Below are 25,727 nucleotides of genomic sequence, written 5' to 3'. Positions count from 1 at the left end.
GTTTCATATTTAATTGTTTTTTTTCGATGATTACAAATGTATTAAACATTCTTGATTCATCTTTTTAACCTGAACCAAAATTAAATTCCTTTAAAAAAAGACAAAAAGGTATTTGATTTTTGAAATATTCGTTTACATTTGCACCGATGAAATGTGATAAAAGTCACACGAATAATTTGAAAATGACAAAAAATTCTTCTGACATAAAAATGAACCTGATGACATGTATGATGTGTATGTGTTGCAAAGTTAAATTTATGCAGAAGGTATGATGTTTAAACAGCGATAGTTTTAAATAAGGCCGAAGGCCCTTCTGCGAGAGTGGAGGGGCCTTTTTGGTTTAAAGGAGATGAAAAAGAATTTTTTACCCATAGCCATTAATATTTCAGGCGAAAAAATCCTTATTGTGGGAGGCGACCAAAGCGCTTTGAAAAAACTGCAGATTTTGCAACGGTTTGGAGCAGATGTGGAAATTTTGGCCAAAAAAGTTTGTTCTGAAATTAAACAAAGCGGGGTGACCTTTTTCGAAGAAGCCTACCATAAAAAATTTCTGAATGGCTACCTGTTGGTTTATTCGTGTACCAACAACGAAGCGCTCGACCGTCAAATTGAAGCCGACTGCCGCGAGGCGGGTGTGCTGGTTAACATTCACGACAAACCCGCGCTATGCCAGTTCATTTCGCCGGCCATTTACCGCAACGGAAACATTTCGGTTGCCGTGAGTTCCAATGGCGAAGATGTGTATGAATCCATCAGGCTTCGGAATAAAATAAGAGAATTTTTAACAGAAAAATATCATAACAATTAGAATGAGTAACAAATCGAATCCATTAACAGAAAAGCAGAAAATAGCTTTAAATGAATTGGTTAAAGAGGTAACAGCCGAACAAATTACCTGGCTGAATGGGTTTTTGGAAGGCCGTTTGGCTGGAATGAACGGAGGAACAATTCACGCAGAATCGGCTGCTGCTGAGGCGGCTGTTAGTAAAACGGTTGCTAACCTTACCATTTTGTACGGTACCGAAACCGGCAATGCCCGCGAACTGGCCAATAAACTAAAGGAAAAGGCCTTGTTTAAAAATGTTGCGGTGAACCTGCTGAATATGTACGATTACGACCCCAGGAAACTAAAGGATGAAGAAAATGTGGCCATTATAGTTAGTACACACGGCGAGGGCGAACCGCCTGATATGGCTGAAGATTTTCACAAGTTTGTAACCGGAAAACGGCTTCCGAAGCTCGAAAATTTGCGCTTTTCGGTACTCGCACTGGGTGATAAATCGTACCGAAATTTCTGCCAGACTGGTGACGACATTTACAATGCCATTAAAAAAAGCGGTGCATTTTCTGTAACTCCGCTGGTAAAATGCGATTTAAACTATGAAGTTCCCGCCGAGGTCTGGATGAACAATCTTTTGCTTAATCTGACTCCACCTCAAACAGCGCCCGCATTTGAAACGGAAACCAATGCACCGGCAGTCGATCGGATGGCTGAAACCCTGGTTGAGGAATTTTCAAAAAAGAACCCTTTCCATGCTACAGTACTCGATAAAGTCAGGATTACAGGGCGCGATTCGGATAAGGAGGTTTATCACCTGGAACTTTCTCTGGAAGGTTCAGGATTAACTTACGAGCCGGGAGATTCCGTTGGAATTTTTACGAAAAACCCGCCCGAACTGGTTGAACAGATTATTCAGAAAGCAGGCTTCGACCCAAAGAAAAAGGTAGTGTTTAGCGAAGAAGATGAAGTTTCTGTTCTCCATGCGTTCACCTACCGTTTCGAGGTTACCGTGGTAACTTTTGATATGTTGCAGAAGTATTATGATCAAACAAAAAACCAGGAGCTTAAAAAGCTGCTGGAAAACGATAAAAAGCTGGATGAATACCTGTATGGAAGCGATTTGCTCGACCTGCTGGAGGACTTTCCTTTTGACTGGAACGTAAACAAACTGCTGGATATTCTGAGGCCCCTTCCTCCGCGGTTGTATTCCATTTCTTCAAGCATGGAACGGGTGGGCGAGGAGGTTCATATTACCGTTTCGGTAGTGAATTTCGAAAAGAAAAACCGGAAACGCACCGGGGCATGTTCTTCCAATCTGGCTGGTGAAATTGATATTGAAGATGAAATTCCGGTTTACATTGAAAAGAACCCCGGGTTCAGGTTGCCGGCTAACGGCGCCAAAATGATTATGGTGGGAGCGGGGACAGGAATTGCGCCTTACCGGGCATTTATGCAACACCGCGAAAGTCTGGGGATAACCGGAAACACATGGCTTTTCTTTGGCGACCGCAGGTTTGGTTCCGACTTTTTGTACCAGGCCGAATGGCTGAAAATGAGGGAAAAGAAGTTTCTGGAAAGAATGGAAGTTGCTTTTTCGCGCGACCAGCCAGAGAAAATTTATGTTCAGCATAAACTGAATGAAAATCAAAAGGAAATATTTGAATGGATTGAAAACGGCGCTGTTATTTACCTGTGTGGCGACCGGCGAAACCTGGCAAAGGATGTGAACAAAACCCTGCTGGATATTATTCGCACCCAGGGCGGAATAAGTGAAGAACAGGCTGAAAAATACCTGAAAAACCTGAAACGCGAAAAACGGTACCAGGTGGATGTGTATTAAATCAAAATTAGAATAAAATGAGCGAAACAATTGACTGGCAAACACTTTCGGAAGTAGAAAAAATAAAACACGACAGCAACTTTTTGCACGGAACGTTAACGGAAAGCCTGGCTGACCCGGTTACCGGCGCTATTGCTTCGAATGATACACAAATTTCAAAATTTCACGGAATTTACCAGCAAACCGATCGCGATTTGGACAAGGAACGGAAGGAACAGAAGCTGGAACCGGCGTATTCGTTTTTAATCAGGGTGCGCATGCCCGGCGGAATGGTTACACCTGAACAATGGCTGAATATGGATTCCCTGGCTGATAAATACGCCAACGGATCGCTGAAGCTGACTACCCGCCAGACTTTTCAGTTGCATGGGGTGCTGAAGAAAAACCTGAAAACGACCATTCAGAAAATCAACGAAAGTTTGCTCGATACCATTTCAGCATGTGGCGATGTGAATCGGAATGTAATGTGCCATGCCAATCCGGCCGAATCGCCGTTTCACCCGGAGGTGATTGACCTGGCAAAAAAGATTGGTCGCCACTTGTTGCCCGAAACAAAAGCGTACCACGAAATCTGGCTCGATAAAAAGCTGGTGGCTGGCGGCGAAACGGTGGAACCATTTTTCGGCAACCGCTACCTGCCACGCAAGTTCAAAATCGGTATCATTATTCCACCCAACAACGATTGTGATGTTTTCTCCCAGGATTTGGGATTTATCGCCATCATTGAAAAAGGGAAAATTGTTGGCTACAACGTGGTGGTTGGCGGCGGTCTGGGTTCCACGTTTGGCATTCCCGAAACGTACCCCCGTGCCGGAGATGTTATCGGTTTCTGCAAACCGGAACAGGTGATTGACGTAGCCGAAAAAGTGGTGGCCGTTCAGCGCGACAATGGCAACCGCAAAGACCGCAAAGTGGCCCGGCTGAAATACACCATCGATCACCGCGGGCTTGACTGGTTTCAATCTGAATTGGAGAAATACCTCGGTTATTCACTTGAAAAGGCACGGCCATTCAAAATTACCCACACCGGTGACAATTACGGCTGGCAAAAAGGAACCGACGGCAAATGGCACCTCACCTATTTTGTGGAAGGTGGCCGCGTAAAAAATTCAGGTGATAAAAAGATGAAAGATGCCTTGCGGGAAGTGGCAACAATTACTGACGGAAATTTCATTTTAACCGGAAACCAGAATGTTATTTTTGCCGGAGTTTCAGAAAAAGTGAAACCAAAAATAAATGCCATTCTGAAAAAGTACAGGGTTTCACCCGAATTGCTTTCCGGGTTACGGAAAAATTCAATCGCCTGCGTGGCGCTGCCTACTTGCCCGCTGGCCTTTGCCGAAGCCGAAAGGTATTTACCAACGCTGGTTACCAAAATAGAAGCAATTCTTGAAAAAAACAGCCTGTTTAAGGAAGATATCGTTATTCGGATGACGGGTTGTCCCAACGGATGCGGAAGGCCTTACCTGGCCGAAATTGGTTTGATAGGCAAATCAGCCGGACATTACAACCTTTACCTGGGCGGCAGTTTCGAAGGCGACAGGCTAAATAATATTTACCGCGAAAACATTTCCGAAGCCGAAATCATTAAAGTACTGGAGACGCTAATTGAGGATTTTGCCGGAACACGAAATAATGGCGAACGGTTTGGCGATTTTGTGATTCGAAAAAAATATGTGAAAGAAATAAAGGAAGGCAAAGAATTTCGCCACTGATAATTCATCATCAAAAAAAGAAAGTATGCGAACAACAATATCCATATTGGGCTGCGGCTGGCTGGGGACTGCACTGGGGAAAAACCTGCTGCAAAAAGGCTACATCGTGAAAGGCTCAACCAGCACAAATGACCGTCTCAACGAACTGGAATTTACCGGAATTCAACCGTTTTACATCCGGATTGAACCCGAATCGATAGATATCGACTATTTCAGCTTTTTTAATACCAATGTGCTGGTGATTGCCATTCCGCCCAAACGGGTGGAAAACATTACCGAAATTTTTCCGGGGCAGATAAAAATAATCATTGAACTCATCCGGGAAATGAAAATCCCGAAAGTGCTTTTTGTTTCCTCCACTTCTGTTTATGAACCGGCCAATAAAGAAGTGCGCGAGGGTGATGAAGGCGAGCCGGAAAAACCAAGTGGTGGCGCAATATTGAATGCTGAAAAATTACTTTTTGCTGAAAAAGATTTTCAAACCACAGTTGTTCGGTTTGGCGGACTGATTGGCGCCAACCGTAATCCGGGACGGTTTCTGGCAGGAAAGAAAAATATTCCGGCCAACACACCGGTAAACCTCATTCACCGCGATGACTGTGTTGACATCCTTTCCCAAATTATTGAAAAAGAAATTTGGGGCGAAGTTTTTAATGCCTGCAGTCCGGTCCATCCCACCAAAAAAGAGTTTTACACCAAAGCTGCTGAAGTGAGCGATTTGCCGGCGCCTGAATTCACAGATGTTCAGGAAAACTATAAAATTATAAACAGCGAAAAACTGGTTCAGCGATTGGGTTATTCGTTTAAATACCCCAGTCCGATGGTTTACCTTAAAGAGTTGCAGGAATGGGATTACCGCATTTAATATCGATAGTGGGCGCCGGCCCGGGCGACCCGGAATTGCTGACCGTAAAAGCGCTCAGGCGACTACAGGATGCCGACGTGATTCTGTACGATGCCCTGATTGGCGACGAAATGCTGAAGCTGGCCAAACCCGGCACGGTAAAAGTGTATGTGGGAAAACTGAACAACGATGGTCAAAACCAGGTGGAACGGCAGGACGGCATTCATCAGCTTTTTCTGCACTGGGCAGCTAAAGACAAAAAAGTGGTGCGTCTGAAAACCGGTGACCCCATGATTTTAGGCCGTGGCGCAGAGGAAATCCGGTTTTGCAAAACAAACAACCTGAACTATGAAGTGATTCCCGGAGTAACTGCGGCTGTTGCAGGCTCCTCATTGTTTTCCGTTCCGCTAACCGAGCGCGGTAAAAACAACATGCTGCTGTTTTACACCTGCCGGAAAGATAACGACTGTTTCCCGCAGTTGGAGCCACTGGTATCCGTTTTACAAACCGGTTCGCCCGTGGTTTTATACATGGGTTTGCACCATCTTTCTGAACTGTCGGGGAAACTCCTCGAAAACGGAATTTCAGGAAAAATTCCGGTTCAAATTCTGTGTAAAATTTCGCAGCCCGGGCAAAGCAGCTATTCAACTGTTCTTGAAAATGTGGATAAGTTTCTGGCAGAAAAAAGACCGTGCACACCTTCGTTGGTGATTGTGGGGGAGAACGCGGTGAGGATATGAAATCTTTAAAGACCAAATAACAAATTCACAAAAAACAAATAATTCCCAAAACACAATTAATTAAAATCCAATAACTTATTTGTTCCTGGCGGTATTGGAATTTGGAGTTTATTTGTTATTTGATGATTGCCATTTGAAAATTTTGTTGAAAAACCCTTGGGCTAAATTAATATCATGGAAATTCTATTTTCCTTTCCCATCATCTGACTTTTGCTATTTTTGCATTTCATGTGAAAAAACCAGAGAAATGAGAAGAATAAAGCTTTCCGTCCTTTTTATAATTTTTATAGTTGGTTCGCTTTCGGCTAAAGAGGGCATGTGGATTCCGCTGTTACTGGAAAAATACAACCTGGCCGAAATGCAGGAGATGGGATTTGAACTGTCTGCACGGGATATTTACGACATTAACAACGCCAGCATGAAAGATGCGGTAGTTGTTTTTGGCAGTGGCTGCACCGGCGAAATGATTTCGTCTGAGGGATTGCTCATTACCAATCATCATTGCGGGTACAGGCAAATTCAGTCGCACAGTTCGCTTGAAAATGATTATCTGACCAATGGTTTCTGGGCCATGAACAGGGAAGAGGAGTTGCCTAATCCAGGTCTTTCAGTGCGTTTTCTGGAATTTATGGAGGATGTGACCGACGAAATTTTGGGTGGAACTGAGGTTCTGGAAACGGAAGAACGGGAGAAAAAAATCAGGGAAAATACTTCAAGACTAGAACGCAGGGCTTCGGAAAAAGGAAAATACATGACGCAGGTGAAGCCGCTTTTTTATGGCAATCAATACTATTTGTACGTTTACAAAGTTTACCGTGATGTGCGGTTGGTGGGTGCGCCACCCTCGGCAATAGGCAAGTTTGGCGGCGATACCGACAACTGGATGTGGCCCCGCCATACCGGCGATTTTTCGCTGTTCAGGGTTTATGCCGGTAAAGACAACGAACCGGCAGATTATTCACCCGACAATGTGCCTTTTCAGCCTAAGAAGTTTTTTCCCATTTCGTTGGATGGTGTTCAGGAAGACGATTTTACCATGGTTTTCGGAAATCCGGGAAGCACCATGCAATACATTCCTTCGCATGAGGTGGATATTATTCAAAACCAGCGCGACCCCGACCGGATTGCCATTCGCGATAAAAAGCTTGAAATTATTAAGGAGGCCATGGAGTCGGACCCGAAAGTACGCATTCAGTATTCGGCTAAACATGCCTCCATCAGCAATGCCTGGAAAAAATGGCAGGGCGAAATTTTAGGCCTTGAGCGGCTGGATGCCGTAAATAAAAAACTGGTCTTTGAAGAAGAATTTAAATCATGGGCCGAAACCAACGGAACCTGGGAAAGTGAATACCAACAAGTGTTTGAAAACTTCGATGCGTTATATTTTTTGTATAAAGATTTCATTAAAGCCTCCGACTATTATTCTGAAATCGTGTTACGCGGGGTGGAAATTTTTCAGGTGGCATCGCGGGTGAACGACATCATCAAAAATATTGAAAATAAACAGGATAAACGGATTGAAGGACAGTTGAAAAGCACTTCGGAGTATTTGTCGAACTTTTTTAAAGATTACCACCAGCCGGTGGATGAACAGCTTTTTGAGACGCTGCTGTCATTACTTTCCAGCGATTTAAAATCTGAATTCCTTCCCGGATATTTAAACGAAGTTCTGGCAAAAAACAGCGGAGATAAACTGGTGCGAAAAGTTTATCAAAAGTCGCTGCTTGCAGATGAACAAAAGCTAAAAGCATTACTTGAGGAGGGAGATGAAAAGCAATTATTGAAACTTAGGAAAGACCCGCTGGTAGAATTGTACAACCGGTTGAATTTTCATTACGAAACAAATATTAAACCCGTAGTTGATGAGCTTAATAACCGGATAAATCAGAATATGAAAATTTACATGGCCGGAATTATGCAGATGAAAGAGGACCAGCCGCTTTACCCGGATGCGAATCTGACCCTGCGTGTGGCTTACGGAAAAGTGGAAGGCTACGAACCCCGCGACGGTGTAAAATACAAGCATTACACCACCCTGGATGGAATCATGGAAAAAGACAATCCGGAGATTTACGATTACAATGTGCCGGAGCGGTTAAAAGAACTTTTCCGTTCAAAAGATTTTGGACAGTATGCCGATAGCGAAGGATACCTTCCGGTGTGTTTTACGGCATCAAACCATACAACGGGTGGAAATTCAGGGAGTCCGGTGGTGAATGCGAAGGGGGAATTAATCGGCGTAAATTTCGACCGCTGTTGGGAAGGAACCATGAGCGACATCATGTATGACCCGGAGCAGTCGCGCAATATTGCCATCGACATCCGCTACGCCTTGTTCATAATTGACAAGTTTGCCGGCGCAGGTTATTTACTGGAAGAAATGGAACTGGTTGGCGAAAAAGTGGAAGTGGCACTGGAATAATCTCCATTCATTTTTTTGAATGCTTTACGTTTTTAGTCAGAAATTTCCTCATTCACGCATTCAAAAATTAGTATTCCCGCAATCCCTTTTCAATATATTCCATCTGCCAGATTTGGAACAGCAGCTCATCCTCCGGAATTTCTGCCGGTTCATTCTGAATCAGATTTTCAACGTAAATTTTTGACTGGAAATCCAACAACTGATTTTTCATAGCGGTTTCTGTTTTTACAAAGCAGGTTTTATGCGGAAGTTGCAGCTCTGTAAAATTGTTTCCGGACGGTTTGTCTTCGGAAATGGTCAATGCTTTAAAGCCGATTGAATTTTCAGAAAACTCACGGATAAATCCTTTTTCGGTAATGGCTGAGCCGGTTGTGGAAAGTGTTTTGGCCAACATCCGGCGAAAACCTGCCGGCTGAAACCGGTTTTTAAAGAAAAATGAGCAGTAGTTTATGCCAATTTTCAAATTATTTTCGTGGGCAAATTGCATGATTTCCAAAGCTGCAAGCTCCGATTCAAGAACAACCGGTTGTTCTGCCGGAATTATCGTGTAGTTTCGTTTTAGCAGGTTTGGCGCATTGTGTTTTGTTAACCGGAGTTGGTGCAAATTCAGGTTGGTCACACCGGCTTCCATCATTTTTGGAAGCAGTTGTTTCAGCAATTCTTTTTTTTCGGGAACAGCCGGAATTTCAATGGTCACATTCGGAATAATCCCATTTGCCAGTTTAACTTTATCAAGCTTGTAGCCGGTGGCGCCAATGTCGAACCTTACTTCGTTGAGACCAGCCTCAGCCAGTTTTCTGAACTTATTTTCATCAGCCAGAATACCATTGGTGTACATCCAGATATATAAATCCGGCGAACACATTTTTCGAATGGTTTTCAGGTAGTGGAGTGTCCGGTCGAAAAAAAGCAAAGGTTCGCCGCCACTGAAACTCACGCCTTTAAAACCGAAAAAGTTGATATAGTCAGCGTAACTTTCTGCTGTTTCAAATGTGAGGCTTTGTGTTGCCGGCACTTCGTCTTTAAGCTGGGCTGAGGGGCAATAAAAACAATTGGCGTTGCATTTGTTTGTGATAAACAGGCAACTCCAAAGTCCTTGTCCGCATAGTTTGCACCCTTCAGAAATTTGACGGTGAATGGGTTTCGTCTCTTTAAACAACAGGTTTTCTGCCAATGCTGATATTAGCTTGTCCCTTATTTCCTGAGCCTGCAAAGCGTGGTAAGGGTTCAGCCATTTGATGTTAGGATATTCGGCAAAATTGCTTTTGTTTTTGTTAACGAGATTGTTTAAATAAACGGAGTATGGATTCATATTCAAACCGTTACAAACTGTGCAATGTTCCGGTTGATTTCAATCCGGTTAACCAGCGAGCGCATTATTTTGCTGTACAATTCATCTTTCAGAATTTTGTCTTCAATGCCTCCATCAATATTCGGATTGTCGTTTATTTCAATTACATAAACCTCGTTGTTCAGCATTTTCAGGTCAACACCGTAAAGGCCGTCGCCAATGAGCGAGGCAGCTTTTACCGCTGTTTTAATAACCGCTGGCGGAACATCGCTGAGCGGAACAGTTTCCACATTTCCCCAGTTGTTTTTGTTTTCGCTTTTCCAGTCGTAAATCTGCCAGTGGTCTTTGGCCATGTAATATTTGCAGGCATAAAGCGGCGCCTGGTCGAGCACACCAATGCGCCAGTCGTAGTCCGAAGGCATAAACTCCTGCACAATTACCAGGTCCGAAATTTTAAATAACTTTTTCAGAGAGGCATCCAGTTCTTCCGGGGTAGTCACCTTTTCAACACCCAGAGAAAAAGCGCTGTCGGGTTGTTTCAGCACCAACGGAAAAGTAAGATGTGCTGTTTGCAATTTGCGGTAAGCTGATTTTGATAGCACCACGGTTCCCGGCGTTTTTATTTTATTCTGCTTTAATCGTTCGTCCTGGAAAATTTTATTGGAGCAGCGCAAAATTGACCACGGATCGTCAATTACAACCAGGCCTTCAGCATAAGCTGCACGTGAAAAATGATACGTGTGATTGTTTACACTGGTGGTTTCGCGGATGAAAAGGGCATCATATTCCGATAGCTGACTGAAATCTTCCTTTGTAATAAATTCCGTGTAAAATCCTTCTTTTTCTGCTGCTTTTTTGAAATTCTGCAAAGCCTCAGAACATGAAGGAGGATTTTTTTCCTCGGGATTTACCAGAATGGCCAGGTCGTATTTGTAGTTTTTAAAGCGGGGTCGTGTAAACCTTTTTTTAGAGAAATAATCGCTGGCAAATTCCTGCACTTTTTCCAGATGTTCAGGATTTACTTTTTTCAGACTGTGCGGAGTTACTTTTTGGATGAGCCATTTTTCTGTTTTTACAAAATCGATTTGCAAAAGTGGCGCTTCAAACAAGTGGTAAAGTTTTTGTGCCAACTGCCTGAATTTCGGGTTTACCGACTTCCCAAAATAAACATAAATGCTCACCTTGTTTCCTTCAACCTGTTTCAGGGTTTTCTGAATGTCATCGTCAATATATTCCGAAAGCGACCGCACCAGTGACTGACTGCTAAAATCGCGCAGGGTAGTTACGTTGGGAATCACGCGATGGTCGCGGGCAGAAGCCAGCAACGAAACGTAATAACCCATTTTCTGATATTGGTAAGAGTTGCTCAGGTTAAAAATACGTACGTTTTTCAGCGACTGAAACTCCGGTCCAGTGATGTATTTTCTCGATGAAACTACTTCCACACCCTCAATTTGCAAATTCCAGTGTTTGGGATTTCTCACAATAATGATGTTTGAAATGCTTTGTTTGTCACTGTTTTCGTCAAGCTGAAGAACCATACGCAGACCGTGCTCACCTTTTAAATAATAGTCTGGTAATTCTTCGGTTATTTTAAACCCTGCGTTTTTGTAAAACTGAATCAGAGGTTGCTCCGATTTTATTGCTTCGAGTGAGATACGGCCGATTTTTCGTGATCGGGCGAGGTTAAGGGCATGTTCAAGCAATTGTTTACCAATTCCCTGCCCCTGATATACCGGCAGTACGGCAATAGAAAAAATGCGGAGTGTTTTGGCATAAATATAAAATGTGGCCGAGCCAACCGGTTTTTTCTCTTTTCCGTTTTGGATTTCTGCTATGATTACTTTTTGCAGGGGGCTTGTTATACTGTACCGGATTGCCCGGCGTGTACTCTGTTGAAATTTTGGGAAGCAACTTTTTTCTAGTTCTTCAAGAAAGCCTAAATCGTTTGTTTCTGATTCTCTGATAATTGTCTTCATTATTTGTGTTAAGAAAAACAGTTCAAATGTAATTTATTTTTGATTTGAAAATTCAATTTACAAAAAAAATGGCAAATCCGAATTTTTAATATTCAGGATTGCCATTTCTTAATTGAGAAAAGCTGGAAACGGCTTATTCACCGCCGCTTCCAATATTTTTGCTTCGTTCAATCGACTGCAGTGCTAGATAATTGTCGCCAAATTTTTTCAGGTTGGCAATTTCATCGTCGTACTGGTCGAAATGACGCTCTTCATCGTCAACCAACGATTCAAAAAGTTTTTTCGAAGCCGAATCGTTATTTTGTGAACATTCGTTTGCCCATTTATTGTAATCGTTGGCGCTCGATTCTTCCATTTTGGTCGCCAAATCGAGCATTTCACGCACATCGTGAATTTTTTCCACATTTTCTTTCGATGCTTTCATTTCCACATCGCCACCCAGGAAAAGAATACGTTCTGCAAGCCGTTCAATATGCATCATTTCTTCAATGGCTGTTTTCCTGAACAGATTGGCCAACAGGTCGTACCCCTGGTCGTCGCAATGAAAATGGAAATACATGTATTGATGAACTGCAGTAAGTTCGTCGGCTACTGCCGCGTTTAATAATTCAATGCTTTTTTCTTTCATATTGTTGAATTTTAGTTTGTTGGTGAAAATAACAAAAATATCACCGTTGAAAAAATAGAAGGTTATTTTATTTCAAATTTAAATTAACTTAATTTCTGCTCATGTAGCCTGAATACAAATTCCCTTTGTTCTTTTCTTGTTTTATGCTGTTCCAAACGTTTTTTGTCTTCTTCTGTGAATGATTTTTCATCTGCCGGAAAACCAACGGCAATCATAGTCACCGGTTCAAAATTTTCTTTATCAAGCTGTAAAAGTTTCATCGCTTTTTCCTTGTCGAATCCACCCATCTGGTGCGCCTGTAAACCCATTTCCGCTGCCTGAATGGCCAGGGAGATGTTGGCGGCGCCCAAATCATGCAATGCTTTTCCATTGGGTAGATTTTTGTAATCGAAGTTTTTTTTCATTACCGAAACCAGAAGCACCTGAGCGCTTTTAGCCCACACTTTATTTCCTTCTGTTAAACATTCAAATAAACGATTAAAGGCACTTTCATCCTGCTTTTTTGCAACGTAATAGTGCCAGGGTTGTTCGTTTCTTGATGATGGCGCCCTTCGTGCAGCTTCAAAAAGTAATTCCAGCATTTTATCAGGCACAGGTTTATCTTTAAACTTCCGCGGGCTCCAACGGTTTTTTATGGCTTCGTTTAGTTTTATTTTTTCTGAATTATTTGTCATTTTTCAATTTTTTTAAATATTCCTCACAGCTTAAAACCTCAATCTCACTGAAATAAAAATCTTCTTTGTTTTCTGTAACGATGAAATTACATTTATGGTAAAGTGCTGCATAATATTCCAACCCATCTTCGAAATCATGCACTTGCGGATTGGAAATGGCCTGAGTTGTAATTTTTTCGTCAATTGTTGTAATTTGCATATTCCGGCAAAGCTGTTCAATTTTCTTTTTAGCCAGTTTTTCGCCACTCTTTTTGCCGGAAAAGTAAAAAGCTATGGCAAGGCATAATGGCGAAGTAAACAATGTGATATTATTTTTACCCTGCAAACTCAATAAGCGTGAAGCCCAGGTGAATAGCGGGTATTCCTTATTCAACACAGCAATAATGACGTTGGCATCAATAAAAACCTTCATTTCTGCTGACTGAAGAATTCGTTTTTGGTGCTTTTTCGGGTGCGTTTTTTATACACCGCTTCTCCTTCTGCAACCTGGTTAACCCAATCGGCAACCGGAAAATCTTCAAGGGTTTTGTAATTGCCAGATGTAATTTGCCGGTAAAGAAATTCGGTCAACCTTGAGAGGCTGATGTTGTTTTCAGCAGCAAATGCTTTGGCGCTTTCAATCACGCCTTTGTCAAAATGAAGTGTAAGTTTTGTTTCCATCTGCTTTTGTTTATACGTCAAAAATATTAATTCTTCACGTAAAAACAAAACCAGTTGGTTTTTAATTTTTAACCCAGCTCAAGATTTTCTCGTCGTTGGGTTTTACTTTGGGTTCCACCATGTCAACCAGGTGGCCGTTTTCATCAATCAGGTATTTTTGAAAATTCCAGCCAACTTCTGAATCCATCACACCGTTTTCCGATTTGGAAGTGAGCCATTTGTAAAGCGGGTGCATGTCGCTGCCTTTCACTGATATTTTCGACATCATGGGAAAAGTTACGCCATAATTTTTCTGGCAGAATGTTGCAATTTCTTCATTGGATCCGGGTTCCTGTTTCATAAAATTGTTGGCCGGAAAACCAATGATAACAAAATCGTCGCCGCCGTACATTTCATAAACTTTCTGCAACTGCTCGTATTGTGGAGTTAATCCACATTTCGAAGCGGTATTTACCACCAACACTTTTTTCCCTTTCAGGCCCGAAAGTTCAAATTTGTTTCCTTCAATGTCTTCCACGGTAAAATCATGAAATGTTTTTTGTGCCGAAACAATTCCTGATAAAATTATCATGCTGAAAATTAAAATTAATTTGTTCATCTCTTTCGTTATTTTTTTATACAAAAAGAACAATCAGTTAAGCAAAATGTTTTGGCTCGAATTGTATTCAACGATTTATTTTCCATGCCGAAATAACTTGTTTCAGCTTTTCCCTGAAATCTGAATCGGTTTCATAAAAAATCTGGTTTCCAACCTTTTCAATATCTTCCTCTTTGGTATTATTATAGCGGATTGGCGGAACATTCTCGCCGCAAAACAGGAAATTATTTTTTACAAGATTGGTTGTTGCCTTGTGAAAACGCAACGGCGATTTGGAAATGCTGTAAATGAGATTGTTCTCCACAACCACATCAGTTGTTCCTTCATCCAGAAACATGCCGTTACTTTCGGCCCGGCCCACATTCAGGCTGACATCGTGGATGTGATTGTTCAGAATTTTGCTTTCGGGTTGCAATCCCAGCATGTAAATGCCACCACCGTCACTTAATGTTCTCATAATATGGTGAATGTGGTTTCCGTCTATAACATTTTCCCGGCAGGGAGTTGGAACTGGGCTCCACATCCAGCCAATGGAAATTCCGGTGTAGGGCAGATTAAAAATAGTATTGTTTCGGATTGTAGTTTCGGCTGTTAATCCGCACCAAATGCCCACTGCGCCGTAAAACTGTTTGCCACATTCCGTAACCGTGCAATGCTCAATTGTGTTTCCCAACGCAACCTGCTCCGGCGCTGATTGCCACCATTTTTCACTGTTAACCTCACGGTCCCGGCCTTCGCCAAACATCATTCCGTTTCCTGAAATATCGGAAAAATGTGAATTTGAAACACTGCAATTCGAACTGCCTGTCCCCAGCCAGATTCCTGTTCCTCCCAGGTTTTCGAATTTGCAATTTGAAAACGAACAGTTTTGAATCCATTCTCCCTTTATGGCGGCCGGAACAACCGCCCATCCGCCGTATTCGGGCCGCGGGTCGAAATGGCAGGCCTGAACACCGCAGTAGCCGGTTTCAGGGATTTGCCACGCTGAGTGCCGGAAAGTTAGACCTTCAAAATGAATGTTTTTCAGGAGTTGATTTTCTGTTCCTGTAAGTAAAACCAAACCTTCGGAAACCGGAATGTTAATTTTCATTTCATTTGGATTTTCGTTTTCAGGCAATTTTAGGTAAATGGTTTTTTTTTCGGAATTATAAAACCACTCATATTCTGCATCCAGAAACTCCATGGCATTTTCCAAAAAGTACCGCGGGTCGGGCTCCCAGTGGTCGAGGTTAAAAAATGCCGGACTTTTGGCGCCGATGGAATCCACTGCAGTAAGTTTGTTTTCCCCGCGGTCGATCTCTTTTACCGGAATTCGGGAGATGGACCAGTCGTGAAGCAGCACCAGTTCAACGGTTTTTTCATTTTCAGGAATGGGAAAATCGCCTGGTTCGAAAAAGAAGTGTGTGCGTCGGTCGGCACCAACTTTACTCACGCGAAGATATTCCTCGTTTGGAAATCGGGCGCGAACAGCCCGCCGATTTTCTACAAACAGTTCACGGGGAGGTTTTTCATTTTTATAGGATTGCGGTAATTCTGCCTTCCACAATCCATCTGAATTTTTTTGCCATTTGGTAATTTCAATACCTCCGGAAATGATCGGAGTTTTACCGCTTACAGCTTTGAAAAAGAGGTTTCCTGTCAGGTTCTCAAAATTCTCAGCATTGAAATTAACAGGCCTTGAAATGTTGTATTTTCCATCATCAAGCCAGATGGTGCAATCTTCATTCGGAGTTTGCCGGAAACTGGTTTCTGCTGCTTGTTTGGCTCGTTCAAGGGAGACAAACGGTTTTTCACGTGTTCCCGGATTGGAATCGTTTCCTTTCGGAGAAACAAAAAAGTCGGCAGAATAACTTGTAAATGCCTGTAAAATAATTGCAAGGAAGAGAATAACTGGTTTTGAAATGAATGCCTTCATCTGGTTATGTTTTGATTCAGGCTTTTAAAATTAGAAGAAATTGCGGAATTTAATCAAATTTTCACCGGAAGTTTTTTGACTAGTTCAATTTTTTCGGGCGTAACTTTTGCCTGCATGGCGATCACTTCCACACCATTTAAAACGGCTTCTTTCAGGGCTTTGGCATAATCAGGATCGATTTCCATAGCAGGAGCAAAAATTTCCACATCCGAGCGCTGCACAATGTAAAGCATTACTGCCCGTAATCCTTGTTTTTTCACTTCCATCAAAGTTTTCAGGTGTTTTTGCCCGCGGGTTGTAACAGCATCGGGAAATAATGCAAATTTTCCTTCTTTAAGTGTAACATTTTTTACCTCCACAAAACATTTTTTCGACTCGTTTTCTGCGAATACATCAAATCGGGAATCGCCAAATTTTACTTCGCGCTTAACCGCAGTATAATTTTCCAATCCGGGAATTTCTCCTCTCGAAATGGCTTCAAACGCCAGTTTGTTTGGATTTCCTGTGTTAATGCCCACCCAGTCGCCGTTAATTTTTATCATTTCCCAGGTGAACCTGGTTTTGCGTTTCGGATCGGTAACCGGGGTCAGGTAAACTTCGGCTCCGTTTTTCAGGCAGCTTTTCATCGAACCTGAATTGGTGCAATGTGCAGTCACTTCTTCGCCATTGTCTAATTTTACATCTGCCAGAAAACGCTTATACCGTTTGATTAGCGTTCCGTGAATTAATTTTTCCTGAAATTCCATACTCGTATTTATAACGTCAAAATTTATAACATCAAACTTTTGGTCATCCACCACCGAATTTTTACCCCCTCCGTCCCGGGAAACCGGGACTCGTCCCCCTTGGCAGGGGGACAGTGGTGCAAATAAGTTCTGTCACCGGACATTGAAATTACTATGAACTTCGAATTCTTAACTCACAGTTGCGTCCGTGCAAACGGCACCACATCCTGTCCGGCAAATTCTACATTCAGATATTTGTAATAACCCGTAATTGCAATCATGGCGGCGTTGTCCATGGTGTATTCAAATTTGGGAATAATCAGGTTCCAGTGGTATTTTTTCGCGTTTTCCTTCAGTGCATTTCGCAGTCCTGAATTTGCTGAAACACCACCCGCAACCGTAATTTCTTTTATGCCGGTTTCTTTGGCGGCTTTTTTCAGCTTGTTCAGCAGTATGTCGATAATGGTATGCTGCAGCGATGCGCACAAATCGTTCAGATTTTCTTCAATAAAATTTTCGTTTTCTTTCAGGTTATTGCGAAGAAAATAGAGAAAGCTGGTTTTGAGTCCGCTAAAGCTGTAATTAAGCCCGGCAATTCGCGGTTTTGAAAAAGTAAACCGGTGCGGGTCGCCTTGCTGTGACAGCCGGTCAACATGCGGGCCGCCGGGGTAGGGAAGTCCCATCACTTTGGCGCATTTGTCGAAAGCTTCACCTGCAGCGTCGTCAATGGTTTGGCCAATTACTTCCATGTGCAGGTAGTCGTGAACCAATATAATTTGCGAATTTCCCCCAGAAACCAGCAGGCACAAAAACGGGAATTTTGGCGGATTGTATTCGCCCACTTTTTCTTTAATGAAAAGCGCCAGCACATGGCCTTGTAAGTGGTTTACCTCGATGAGCGGAATACCTGCTGCCAGCGAAAATCCTTTGGCAAAGGAGGTTCCCACCAAAAGCGATCCCAATAATCCTGGCCCGCGGGTAAAAGCCACAGCGGAAATTTCGTTTTTGGAAATTCCGGCGCGGACAATGGCCCGGTCAACCACCGGAATGATGTTTTGCTGGTGCGCCCGCGATGCCAGTTCAGGCACCACACCACCGTATTCCTCATGTACTTTTTGCCCGGCCACCACATTCGACAAAATAACTCCGTCGCGAATAATAGCCGCCGAAGTGTCGTCGCACGAAGATTCAATGCCGAGTATAGTAATGCTGGCATTTTTTTTGTCATTTATATATTTTTCATTCATTTTTCGTTACATATTTTTAACCGAACCTGAGAACGTAAACAATCTGTGAAAATTATTAAACGTCACCGGTTGATAAATCAACTGATTTATTGCTGATTTTGTTCCGGGAAAAGGCTAAGTTCGTCACACTTTTTAAAAAGCAAAATTATCAAAAAAGGCTGGAAAATAACACTTATTATTTTAGCGTTCATCGTGGGGATGTTCGGAGGAGCTTACTGGGCTTTGCAAAGCAGTAAGGTGCAAACCTATCTGACGCAACGCCTGGCAACTCATTTGTCGGAAAAAACCGGGGCTAAAATTTCAGTCGGAAAAGTGGATATTGCTTTTTTCAAAAGGGTGATTCTTGAAGATATTCTGGTAGAAGACCAACAGACTGATACTTTGTTGTTTGTGCAGTCAGTTTCTGCACATATTGACTCCCTGAAAATCAGAAAGCAAAAGTTGGTTTTGGATCAACTTACTTTTGAGGGGACAACTTTAAGAACCAGCAGAGATTCGCTTCATCGTTTTAATTTTGGTTTTATTTTTGATTCGCTTAAAAGCAATGAAAAGCAGCCCAATGAGTGGCTTTTTAGCTGCAATAAATTTAATTTTTTAAATGCGTCGGTTGTTTTTCAGGATTTATATCAACCGGAACCGCAGGTTTTGAATATAGATGATTTTCAATTTACTGTTTCCGACTTTTTCTTTCAGAACGATTCTGCCTACATGAAAATTAATCAGTTGGCGTTAAATGATGGGAAAGAGTTTCGGATTAATGATTTCAATACCATTTTTTCAATTGCCGATAGGAAAATACATCTCCAGAACTTTAACCTGAAAACCGGTTTTTCCGAAATTTTGCAAAGTGATTTGTTTGTTGAATTACCTGATTCAAGTGATAATTTTTTAGAGGCTATTCAGTTTGATTTTCAGTTTTCTCATTCCCAAATCAGTTTTTACGATGTTGCATTACTTGTTTCTTCGCTCAGGGGAATGGAACAGGTTGTTGATTGTTCGGGGCAAATAAGCGGTACAATTAATGATTTGCGGGGAAAAGATTTGGAACTGGCAACCGGCAAAAATACGTATGCCCTGATGGATTTTTATGTTAACGAAATAACAAATCAAGAAACCATGTACTTGTTTCTTGATTTGAAACAGTCGCGTACTTCATTCCGGGAACTTAGCCGGATTAAACTTCCAGGAAACGGGAAAATTAAATTCCTGAGTTTTCCGGAGGAACTATATGAGGCCGGACTGGTAACCTACAGGGGAAATTTTACCGGGTTTTTAACCGATTTTGTTGCTTACGGAACCATGACCAGTAAAATGGGCAGAATAACCACTGACCTTTCCGTTGTGCCCGACGAAAGGCGAAGTGTAACTTACCGCGGAAAAATTGCTACACAGGATTTTAAGTTGGGCGAATTGCTGGATAGCGAATTGGTGGGTAACATTTCGTTTAACAGCCGGGTGGACGGAATTTATGAAATACAAAACAAAACGGTTTCGGGGGAATTTGAGGGAACAGTTTCAAAAGTGGAATTTAAAGATTATTCATACGAAAATATTCGCCTTGACGGGGTGCTGAACAACAGAATGTTCGATGGTTTGGTTGTTATGAACGACTCAAACCTGCAATTCGACTTTTTGGGAAAAGTAAATTTTAATCCCGATGTTCCTGTTTTTGATTTCAGGCTCGACCTGCAAAAGGCCTTGTTGGGTAAATTAAACCTGAGCGAAGAATTCCCTAATGCTGAACTGGCATTTTTAATGAATGCCAATTTCTCTGGAAACAGAATTGATAACCTTGCCGGGCAGATAAAAGTTGAAAACGGAATATATAAAAACCGGAACGGTGATTTAAACCTGGGAGGAATGGAATTGCAGTCGATTGCCAGCGGATTGAATAATTACCTCACTTTTTCATCCGACTTTTTTGATTTGGAAATTAATGGCAGTTTTTATGCCCAAAGCATTCAGGATGCATTGGAAAAAAGCATGTACAAATACCTCCCAACGGTTGGTTACAATCCGCAGGAACAAGTAAAGGCAAATAAGTTTGGATACCAGCTTGATGTGAAAAACGTGGATGAACTGACCACGGTGTTTTTACCTGGAATTAAAATTGAAACACCATTTTTACTTTACGGCCAAATGGATTCCGAGAATTCGGTTTTTGAGCTGAAGGGAAGCATTCCCGGATTTCAAACCGAAAATGTAATGATTCGGAATATTTTTATTGGCAACAGTCCCAGAGACGATGTGTATATTTCGCGTTTCAGGCTTGGCGAAATTCATCTAAAAAACGGAATGAAACTGGACAACCTCACCCTTGATTCTGAAATTTCCGGCAACACTATTCTGAATACGATTGAATGGGGGGAAGAGGACAGAAAAAAATACAGCGGAAAAATAATGCTTCATTCCGAACTAAAACAGGATCCGCAAACATCACATTTTCAGATTGAAACAGAAGGTTCTCCTTCACAAATATTTGTTGCTGATTCGCTCTGGGAAATCAATTCTTTTACAGCAAAAATCGACAGCTCGAGTATTAAAATCAACAACCTGAAAATTCAGGGGGGCGATCAGCAAATAATATTAGATGGCTTAATTGCTGAAAACGACTCCAGTAAGATGATGATACTTCTCGATAATATTTCGTTGAGCAAATTTGTTGCTTATTTTGAAAAAGATTTGCCTTTGAAAGGAACATTAAACGGAACAGCCCAGTTACAGGATTTTTACGGGCAGCGGCTCTTGTTTTCCGATTTAAAAATTGGCCAGTTTACTTTCAGAGACCAGAATATTGGGAATGTATCGTTGCTAAATCAATGGGACCAGAATGACCAGGTACTTATGTCGGAGATGAAAATTGAAAATAACCAACAACAAAAACTTTTCGCAAGCGGCTATTATGATCCTGAAAGCCGGGAACTATTGTATCATGCCGAATTCGATCATCTTTCACTTGTAGTTTTGGAAACGGTAATTCGAAATTCTTTTTCCAATTTTCATGGCGATGGCACCGGAAAACTAAAAATACACGGATCACCTGACGAAATTTTGTTAACCGGCGCTGTGGAAGCTTATAATGCCGGACTTACCATCGATTTCACTCAGGTGAGCTATAATTTTACCGATTCGGTTTATTTTAAAGGCGATACAATTCTGTTCGACCGGATTTCAATAAAAGATTTGGCTGGTAACCGGGGAACGTTTGAGGGAACAATAGTGCATACAAATTTTCAGGATATGCAATACAACCTGGCAGCATATTCCACCCGGCTAACTGCCATGAATACCACAGTGCGCAATAATCCGCAGTTTTTCGGCCAGGTAATTACCAATGGTCGCTTAAATATTACAGGGCGAGGTAAACAGGTGAGACTTTCTGGTACAGGTACCACACTTTTGGGAACCAATGTAAACATTTCTCTTGATAATGAAAGTGAACTGGAACGGTACGATTTCATTCAGTTTGTTTCTACTGAAGATAGTGTGAGACAACAATTTCTATTTCCGCAAAAAGATGACGGCGATTTTAGCCTCGACCTCACCATAAGGGCAACTCCCGAAGCCAGAGCTCAGTTGATTTACAATGCACAAATTGGCGATATTATTCGTGCACAGGGAGAAGGTGTTTTACGTTTTGGTATGAATAACGACGGCGATATTACCCTTTCAGGAAATTATACTGTTGAACGTGGAGATTATCTTTTCACACTCCAGAATGTTATAAACAAGCGTTTTACCATTGAGCAGGGAGGAACCATCACGTGGTCGGGCGATCCGTACAATGCCATTATTGACATTAATGCGGTTTATAAACTTAAGGCATCACTTTACGATTTGCTGGTAGATTCATACGCCAATATCTATCAAAGTCAGCGTATTCCGGTGGAATGTAAAATTATTCTCACGGAAGAATTGTCTAACCCCAGCATTGATTTTGAAATTGAATTCCCAACAGTTGAAGACCGGCTGGTTGAAGAAGTAAAACAATATTTTAACACACCCGAGGAAATGAATAAACAAATTCTGTCGCTGGTAGTGTTGGGTAAGTTTTATACTCCGGAATATCTGCGCGGAACTTACGAGGCTCAAAACCCAAATCTGATTGGCACAACAGCCAGTGAGCTGTTTTCGAATCAGTTAAGCAACTGGTTGTCGCAAATTAGCAGCAATGTTGATATCGGATTAAACTACCGGCCCGGAAACCAGATTACCAACGACGAAATTGAACTGGCACTCAGTACGCAAATGTTTAACGACCGTGTTACTTTAAACGGAAATATCGGAAACAATAATAATCCGAATTCGGGAAACAACAGCCAGTTGGTGGGCGATTTCGATGTGAACGTAAAACTCATTTCGAATGGGAAAATTCGTTTTAAAGCCTACAACCGTTCAAACAATAATTTGATATACGAAACATCTCCTTACACTCAGGGAATTGGTTTTACTTTTACAGAAGAATACAATACTTTTGATGATTTATTGGATAAAATGAAAGCAATTTTTTCGCGGAAAAAGGATGAATAATGGTTATTCTGCTATCTTCGTTGGCTTCAAAATCTGGCTGGAATGAAATTCACTGGAAAAAATATATGGATAACAGGCGCTTCTTCGGGCATAGGTGAAGCAGTAGCTTTGGAAATTTCAAAACACAAAGCGTTTTTAATACTTTCAGGAAGAAATGAAAAAGCATTGAAAGAAGTAGCTGAAAGATGTCAGAAAAACGGAAGCAGCACTCAGATTATTCCCTTCGATTTATCCAACGAAAATTCGGTACTTGAAGCCGCAGATAAAGTGCTTTCCCAAAAAATTAAAATCGACGGATTGTATCAGTTTGGAGGAATAAGTCAGCGTTCGTTTGTCAGTGAAACGCCATTGGAAGTTGACCGGAAAATTTTTGAGGTGAATTTTTTCGGAACCATAGCGCTTACAAAATCCATTTTGCCCTGGATGATTGAAAATGACGGAGGACAAATTGCGGTAACATCAAGTATTGTTGGGAAATTTGGATTTCCATACCGTTCTGCATACTCGGCTTCAAAACATGCACTTCACGGATATTTCGAAAGCCTGCGAGCAGAAAATTTGCAGAATAACGTTCGTGTTTCGGTTATTATTCCGGGGCGAATAAAAACCAACGTATCATTGAACGCATTGAATAAAAACGGAAATCCGCACGGCCAAATGGACGAGGGGCAGGACAAAGGAAAAAGTGCCGACTGGACTGCACGTAAAATTTGCAGAAAGCTGGAAAAAGAACGAAAAGAAATTTTAGTGGGCGGATTTGATTTGATAATGGTGTATATCCGCCGCTTTTTTCCATTTTTGTATTACTATATGGCTTCAAGGGTAAAACCATTGTGAGAAAAAGAATTTTTTAAAAAATGACAGGAAAAATTAACGGAATACAACAGTTGGGCGTTGGCGTGGAAAATCTTCAGGAAGCCTGGAAATGGTACCGCGAGCATTTTGCAATGGACATCCGGATGTTTGAAGATGAGGCGGTTGCTGAACTCATGCTGCCCCACACCGGGGGGAAACCGCGTCCGAGACATGCTGTTCTTGCACTGAATATGCGTGGTGGTGGCGGATTTGAAATATGGCAGCACAAAGGCAAAATACCCGAACCAGCAGGTTTTAAAATTCAGTTGGGTGATTTGGGTATCAACATTGGCAAGCTGAAAACCGATAATATCCAAAAAGCATTTCAGAAATTTTCAGAATCGGGCCTGAATATTTTGGGGGAAGTTTCAAAAGACCCTTCCGGAAACGAACATTTTTACCTTAAAGATCCTTACGAAAACCTTTGGGAAGTAAAACACGAACGTGAAGTTTTCAGGCGCGAAAAGTCGGTAAACGGTGGAGTGTTGGGAGCTGTGGTTGGCGTAAAAAGCATGGACGAAAGTTTGAAAGTTTACCGGGATATTCTTCAATACGACAAAATAGTTTACGATAGAACCGATTCATTTTCTGATTTTACAAAACTTCCGGGTGGTAAAGGGAAATTCAGAAGGGTACTTTTAAAACACTCCGATGTGAAAAGTGGCGCATTTAGTCCGTTTTTTGGTTCCTCTTATATCGAACTGGTGCAAGCGCTGGACCGCGAACCTCGTGATATTTATGAAGGCCGAATATGGGGCGATCCGGGTTTTATCCACCTTTGTTACGACATCAATGGAATGGACGAATTTCGTGAAAAAGTGAAGGAAGCCGGTTTCCCGTTTACTGTTGACAGCGCCCGCGATTCGGACAGTTTCGACATGGGCGAAGCTGCCGGAAACTTTGCCTACATTCAGGCGCCGGAAGGAACGCTCATCGAGTTTGTGGAAACGCACAAAATTCCTATCCTGAAAAAGATTGGCTGGTTTGTTGATTTTCGGAAACGGGGACATCATCCACTACCCAACTGGTTGTTGAAAATGTTCAGGTTTATGCGGGTACGTGATAAATAATCAATTCACCACCGCACGATCCACAACTTTTTTAAACGCATCGGCATACGAATAATCAGCCGGCATGAGTTGTGCCATGGTAATTACAATCATGTTTTGCTTCGGATTTATCCAGAATTTGGTTGAAGCCGCCCCTGCCCAGCCATACTCGCCATTGGTCAAATTGACACCACCTGCCAGACCATATCCCATATTTTCCCGATAGGTCACATTTGACGGAAGTTGATTCGACATAATAAGTATTACGGCCTCTTCAGAAAGAATTCGGGTGCCGTTAAGCTCTCCACCATTTAAGAGCATTTTACAGAAATCCAGATAATCGTTCATGGTGGAAACCAGCCCGGCGCCACCTGCGAACAGGGTTACCGGATTTTTAAACGCCAGACTCATGTCTCCTCTTGCTGGTTCAAGGCTTCCGGATTGCCTGGAATATAAACCGGATAACCGGTTGTGTTTTTCTTCCGGAGCATAAAAACCGGTGTCATCCATCCCTAATGGATCGAATATCACGGTTTTCATGTATTCATCCAGTGGCTTTCCAGATAAAACTTCAACCAGGTATCCTGCAACATCAATAGAAAGGCCATATTCCCATTTGGTTCCGGGTTGATTTTTTAAAGGTATTGTAGCCATAATTTTTACCTTCTCACCAATGGTTCCGTCCCAGCCGCCGGCACCCAATTCCCTGTAAAGTGAATCAACATACGTATTTTGATCCCAACCATAAGGGATTCCTGAGGTGTGCGTTAACAAATGCCGGACGGTTAATTCATTATTCTGCGGTTCAATACTTTTGGTTTCCTGATTGTACACTTTGGTATCTGTAAATTCAGGAATGAATTGGGATAATTTGTCGTCGAGGTTAAATTTTCTCTGGTCATACAATGTCATCAGAGCAACAGCAGTAACGGGTTTAGTCATCGAAAAAATCCGGAAAATGGTGTTGTCTTCCATCGGTTTTTCCGATTCCAGATCGGTGTATCCAAGATTCTCACGGTAAACCGTTTCTCCGTCCTTGTAAATCAAAGCCGAAATTCCGGCAAATTTGCTGCTGTCAATATATTCCTGCAATTTTTCGGTGGCAAGTTGCAGCGCATCAGCCGAAAGGCCATTTAAACCGGTGTTATTGCTGGTTTGGGAGCAGGAGAACTGAATTAGTCCAACACTCGCCAGAATGAGTAAAAGAGGATAAAATCGTTTCATTTCTTTGATA

At 42.0% G+C, this 25,727-nt stretch carries 20 protein-coding genes; 9 read left to right on the top strand and 11 right to left on the bottom strand.

Annotated features, from left to right (window positions below; genetic code table 11):
• Positions 1-349: 349 nt before the first annotated feature.
• The 6 genes from ACESMA_RS18190 to ACESMA_RS18165 all read left to right on the top strand — a co-directional run bounded on the left by ACESMA_RS18190 (position 350) and on the right by ACESMA_RS18165 (position 8,342).
• Entirely contained in the window at positions 350-808 is a 459-nt protein-coding gene (locus ACESMA_RS18190) for a bifunctional precorrin-2 dehydrogenase/sirohydrochlorin ferrochelatase (RefSeq protein ID WP_372950293.1), read from the top strand.
• A 1-nt stretch (position 809) separates the two neighbouring features.
• The gene (locus tag ACESMA_RS18185; RefSeq protein WP_372950292.1) at positions 810-2,621 is read left to right on the top strand and encodes an assimilatory sulfite reductase (NADPH) flavoprotein subunit; all 1,812 of its coding nucleotides are present in this window, start codon (positions 810-812) and stop codon (positions 2,619-2,621) included.
• A 17-nt stretch (positions 2,622-2,638) separates the two neighbouring features.
• The gene (gene cysI, locus ACESMA_RS18180) at positions 2,639-4,336 is read left to right on the top strand and encodes an assimilatory sulfite reductase (NADPH) hemoprotein subunit (protein WP_372950291.1); all 1,698 of its coding nucleotides are present in this window, start codon (positions 2,639-2,641) and stop codon (positions 4,334-4,336) included.
• Between the two features lie 25 nt (positions 4,337-4,361).
• The gene (locus ACESMA_RS18175) at positions 4,362-5,201 is read left to right on the top strand and encodes a hypothetical protein (protein ID WP_372950290.1); all 840 of its coding nucleotides are present in this window, start codon (positions 4,362-4,364) and stop codon (positions 5,199-5,201) included.
• Complete coding sequence (cobA, locus tag ACESMA_RS18170) at positions 5,183-5,920, top strand: uroporphyrinogen-III C-methyltransferase (RefSeq protein ID WP_372950289.1); 738 nt, start codon at positions 5,183-5,185, stop codon at positions 5,918-5,920. The genes ACESMA_RS18175 and cobA overlap by 19 nt, the downstream gene beginning before the upstream one ends.
• 247 nt (positions 5,921-6,167) lie before the next feature.
• Entirely contained in the window at positions 6,168-8,342 is a 2,175-nt protein-coding gene (locus tag ACESMA_RS18165; RefSeq protein WP_372950288.1) for a S46 family peptidase, read from the top strand.
• 67 nt (positions 8,343-8,409) lie between these two features.
• On the opposite strand, the gene ACESMA_RS18160 is transcribed toward ACESMA_RS18165, so the two are convergent.
• The 10 genes from ACESMA_RS18160 to tsaD all read right to left on the bottom strand — a co-directional run bounded on the left by ACESMA_RS18160 (position 8,410) and on the right by tsaD (position 18,059).
• The gene (locus tag ACESMA_RS18160; RefSeq protein WP_372950287.1) at positions 8,410-9,654 is read right to left on the bottom strand and encodes a radical SAM protein; all 1,245 of its coding nucleotides are present in this window, start codon (positions 9,652-9,654) and stop codon (positions 8,410-8,412) included.
• Between the two features lie 2 nt (positions 9,655-9,656).
• Entirely contained in the window at positions 9,657-11,612 is a 1,956-nt protein-coding gene (locus tag ACESMA_RS18155) for a GNAT family N-acetyltransferase (protein ID WP_372950286.1), read from the bottom strand.
• 133 nt (positions 11,613-11,745) lie between these two features.
• A complete protein-coding gene (locus ACESMA_RS18150; RefSeq protein ID WP_372950285.1) occupies positions 11,746-12,240 on the bottom strand; it encodes a bacterioferritin in 495 nt (164 codons plus the stop codon).
• 83 nt (positions 12,241-12,323) lie between these two features.
• Entirely contained in the window at positions 12,324-12,914 is a 591-nt protein-coding gene (locus ACESMA_RS18145) for a nitroreductase family protein (protein ID WP_372950284.1), read from the bottom strand.
• On the bottom strand, positions 12,904-13,326 hold the full coding sequence (locus tag ACESMA_RS18140) for a type II toxin-antitoxin system VapC family toxin (RefSeq protein WP_372950283.1): 423 nt from the start codon (positions 13,324-13,326) through the stop codon (positions 12,904-12,906). Before ACESMA_RS18140 ends, ACESMA_RS18145 begins: the two co-directional genes overlap by 11 nt.
• A complete protein-coding gene (locus tag ACESMA_RS18135) occupies positions 13,323-13,574 on the bottom strand; it encodes a DUF6364 family protein (protein WP_372950282.1) in 252 nt (83 codons plus the stop codon). Before ACESMA_RS18135 ends, ACESMA_RS18140 begins: the two co-directional genes overlap by 4 nt.
• Before the next feature lie 61 nt (positions 13,575-13,635).
• Entirely contained in the window at positions 13,636-14,172 is a 537-nt protein-coding gene (locus ACESMA_RS18130; protein WP_372950281.1) for a glutathione peroxidase, read from the bottom strand.
• Between the two features lie 67 nt (positions 14,173-14,239).
• On the bottom strand, positions 14,240-16,087 hold the full coding sequence (locus ACESMA_RS18125) for a right-handed parallel beta-helix repeat-containing protein (protein WP_372950280.1): 1,848 nt from the start codon (positions 16,085-16,087) through the stop codon (positions 14,240-14,242).
• A gap of 53 nt (positions 16,088-16,140) precedes the next feature.
• Positions 16,141-16,833: a DNA/RNA nuclease SfsA gene (gene sfsA / locus ACESMA_RS18120; RefSeq protein WP_372950279.1), complete on the bottom strand. Its 693-nt coding sequence runs from the start codon at positions 16,831-16,833 to the stop codon at positions 16,141-16,143.
• A 173-nt stretch (positions 16,834-17,006) separates the two neighbouring features.
• Entirely contained in the window at positions 17,007-18,059 is a 1,053-nt protein-coding gene (gene tsaD, locus ACESMA_RS18115; RefSeq protein WP_372950278.1) for a tRNA (adenosine(37)-N6)-threonylcarbamoyltransferase complex transferase subunit TsaD, read from the bottom strand.
• 237 nt (positions 18,060-18,296) lie between these two features.
• On the opposite strand from tsaD, the gene ACESMA_RS18110 reads away from it, so the two are divergent.
• From ACESMA_RS18110 to ACESMA_RS18100, 3 genes are read left to right on the top strand one after another with little or no spacing between them, the layout of a single operon-like run.
• Positions 18,297-22,589, top strand: a complete 4,293-nt coding sequence (locus tag ACESMA_RS18110; protein ID WP_372950277.1) for a translocation/assembly module TamB domain-containing protein — start codon at positions 18,297-18,299, stop codon at positions 22,587-22,589.
• A 42-nt stretch (positions 22,590-22,631) separates the two neighbouring features.
• Positions 22,632-23,426: an SDR family NAD(P)-dependent oxidoreductase gene (locus tag ACESMA_RS18105; RefSeq protein WP_372950276.1), complete on the top strand. Its 795-nt coding sequence runs from the start codon at positions 22,632-22,634 to the stop codon at positions 23,424-23,426.
• Positions 23,427-23,446: 20 nt separating this feature from the next.
• Positions 23,447-24,514, top strand: a complete 1,068-nt coding sequence (locus ACESMA_RS18100; RefSeq protein ID WP_372950275.1) for a VOC family protein — start codon at positions 23,447-23,449, stop codon at positions 24,512-24,514.
• Here ACESMA_RS18100 and ACESMA_RS18095 read toward each other — a convergent pair.
• A partial coding sequence (locus ACESMA_RS18095; RefSeq protein ID WP_372950274.1) for a serine hydrolase domain-containing protein occupies positions 24,515-25,727 on the bottom strand: 1,213 nt, incomplete at its 5' end.

This window comes from Mariniphaga sp. (genome assembly GCF_041687215.1).
Taxonomy (GTDB): domain Bacteria; phylum Bacteroidota; class Bacteroidia; order Bacteroidales; family Prolixibacteraceae; genus Mariniphaga.
Note: the sequence above shows the minus strand (reverse complement) of the source record. Positions and strands in the feature narration are given on the sequence as shown.

Excerpts from the sequence above, each read along its gene's own strand:
- ACESMA_RS18150 (WP_372950285.1), bottom strand. The coding sequence starts at position 12,240 with ATGAAAGAAAAAAGCATTGAATTATTAAACGCGGCAGTAGCCGACGAA.
- ACESMA_RS18145 (WP_372950284.1), bottom strand. The coding sequence starts at position 12,914 with ATGACAAATAATTCAGAAAAAATAAAACTAAACGAAGCCATAAAAAAC.
- ACESMA_RS18105 (WP_372950276.1), top strand. The coding sequence starts at position 22,632 with ATGAAATTCACTGGAAAAAATATATGGATAACAGGCGCTTCTTCGGGC.
- ACESMA_RS18160 (WP_372950287.1), bottom strand. The coding sequence starts at position 9,654 with ATGAATCCATACTCCGTTTATTTAAACAATCTCGTTAACAAAAACAAA.
- tsaD (WP_372950278.1), bottom strand. The coding sequence starts at position 18,059 with ATGAATGAAAAATATATAAATGACAAAAAAAATGCCAGCATTACTATA.
- ACESMA_RS18100 (WP_372950275.1), top strand. The coding sequence starts at position 23,447 with ATGACAGGAAAAATTAACGGAATACAACAGTTGGGCGTTGGCGTGGAA.
- cobA (WP_372950289.1), top strand. The coding sequence starts at position 5,183 with ATGGGATTACCGCATTTAATATCGATAGTGGGCGCCGGCCCGGGCGAC.
- ACESMA_RS18175 (WP_372950290.1), top strand. The coding sequence starts at position 4,362 with ATGCGAACAACAATATCCATATTGGGCTGCGGCTGGCTGGGGACTGCA.
- ACESMA_RS18135 (WP_372950282.1), bottom strand. The coding sequence starts at position 13,574 with ATGGAAACAAAACTTACACTTCATTTTGACAAAGGCGTGATTGAAAGC.
- ACESMA_RS18185 (WP_372950292.1), top strand. The coding sequence starts at position 810 with ATGAGTAACAAATCGAATCCATTAACAGAAAAGCAGAAAATAGCTTTA.
- cysI (WP_372950291.1), top strand. The coding sequence starts at position 2,639 with ATGAGCGAAACAATTGACTGGCAAACACTTTCGGAAGTAGAAAAAATA.
- ACESMA_RS18140 (WP_372950283.1), bottom strand. The coding sequence starts at position 13,326 with ATGAAGGTTTTTATTGATGCCAACGTCATTATTGCTGTGTTGAATAAG.
- ACESMA_RS18125 (WP_372950280.1), bottom strand. The coding sequence starts at position 16,087 with ATGAAGGCATTCATTTCAAAACCAGTTATTCTCTTCCTTGCAATTATT.
- ACESMA_RS18190 (WP_372950293.1), top strand. The coding sequence starts at position 350 with ATGAAAAAGAATTTTTTACCCATAGCCATTAATATTTCAGGCGAAAAA.
- ACESMA_RS18155 (WP_372950286.1), bottom strand. The coding sequence starts at position 11,612 with ATGAAGACAATTATCAGAGAATCAGAAACAAACGATTTAGGCTTTCTT.
- sfsA (WP_372950279.1), bottom strand. The coding sequence starts at position 16,833 with ATGGAATTTCAGGAAAAATTAATTCACGGAACGCTAATCAAACGGTAT.
- ACESMA_RS18130 (WP_372950281.1), bottom strand. The coding sequence starts at position 14,172 with ATGAACAAATTAATTTTAATTTTCAGCATGATAATTTTATCAGGAATT.
- ACESMA_RS18165 (WP_372950288.1), top strand. The coding sequence starts at position 6,168 with ATGAGAAGAATAAAGCTTTCCGTCCTTTTTATAATTTTTATAGTTGGT.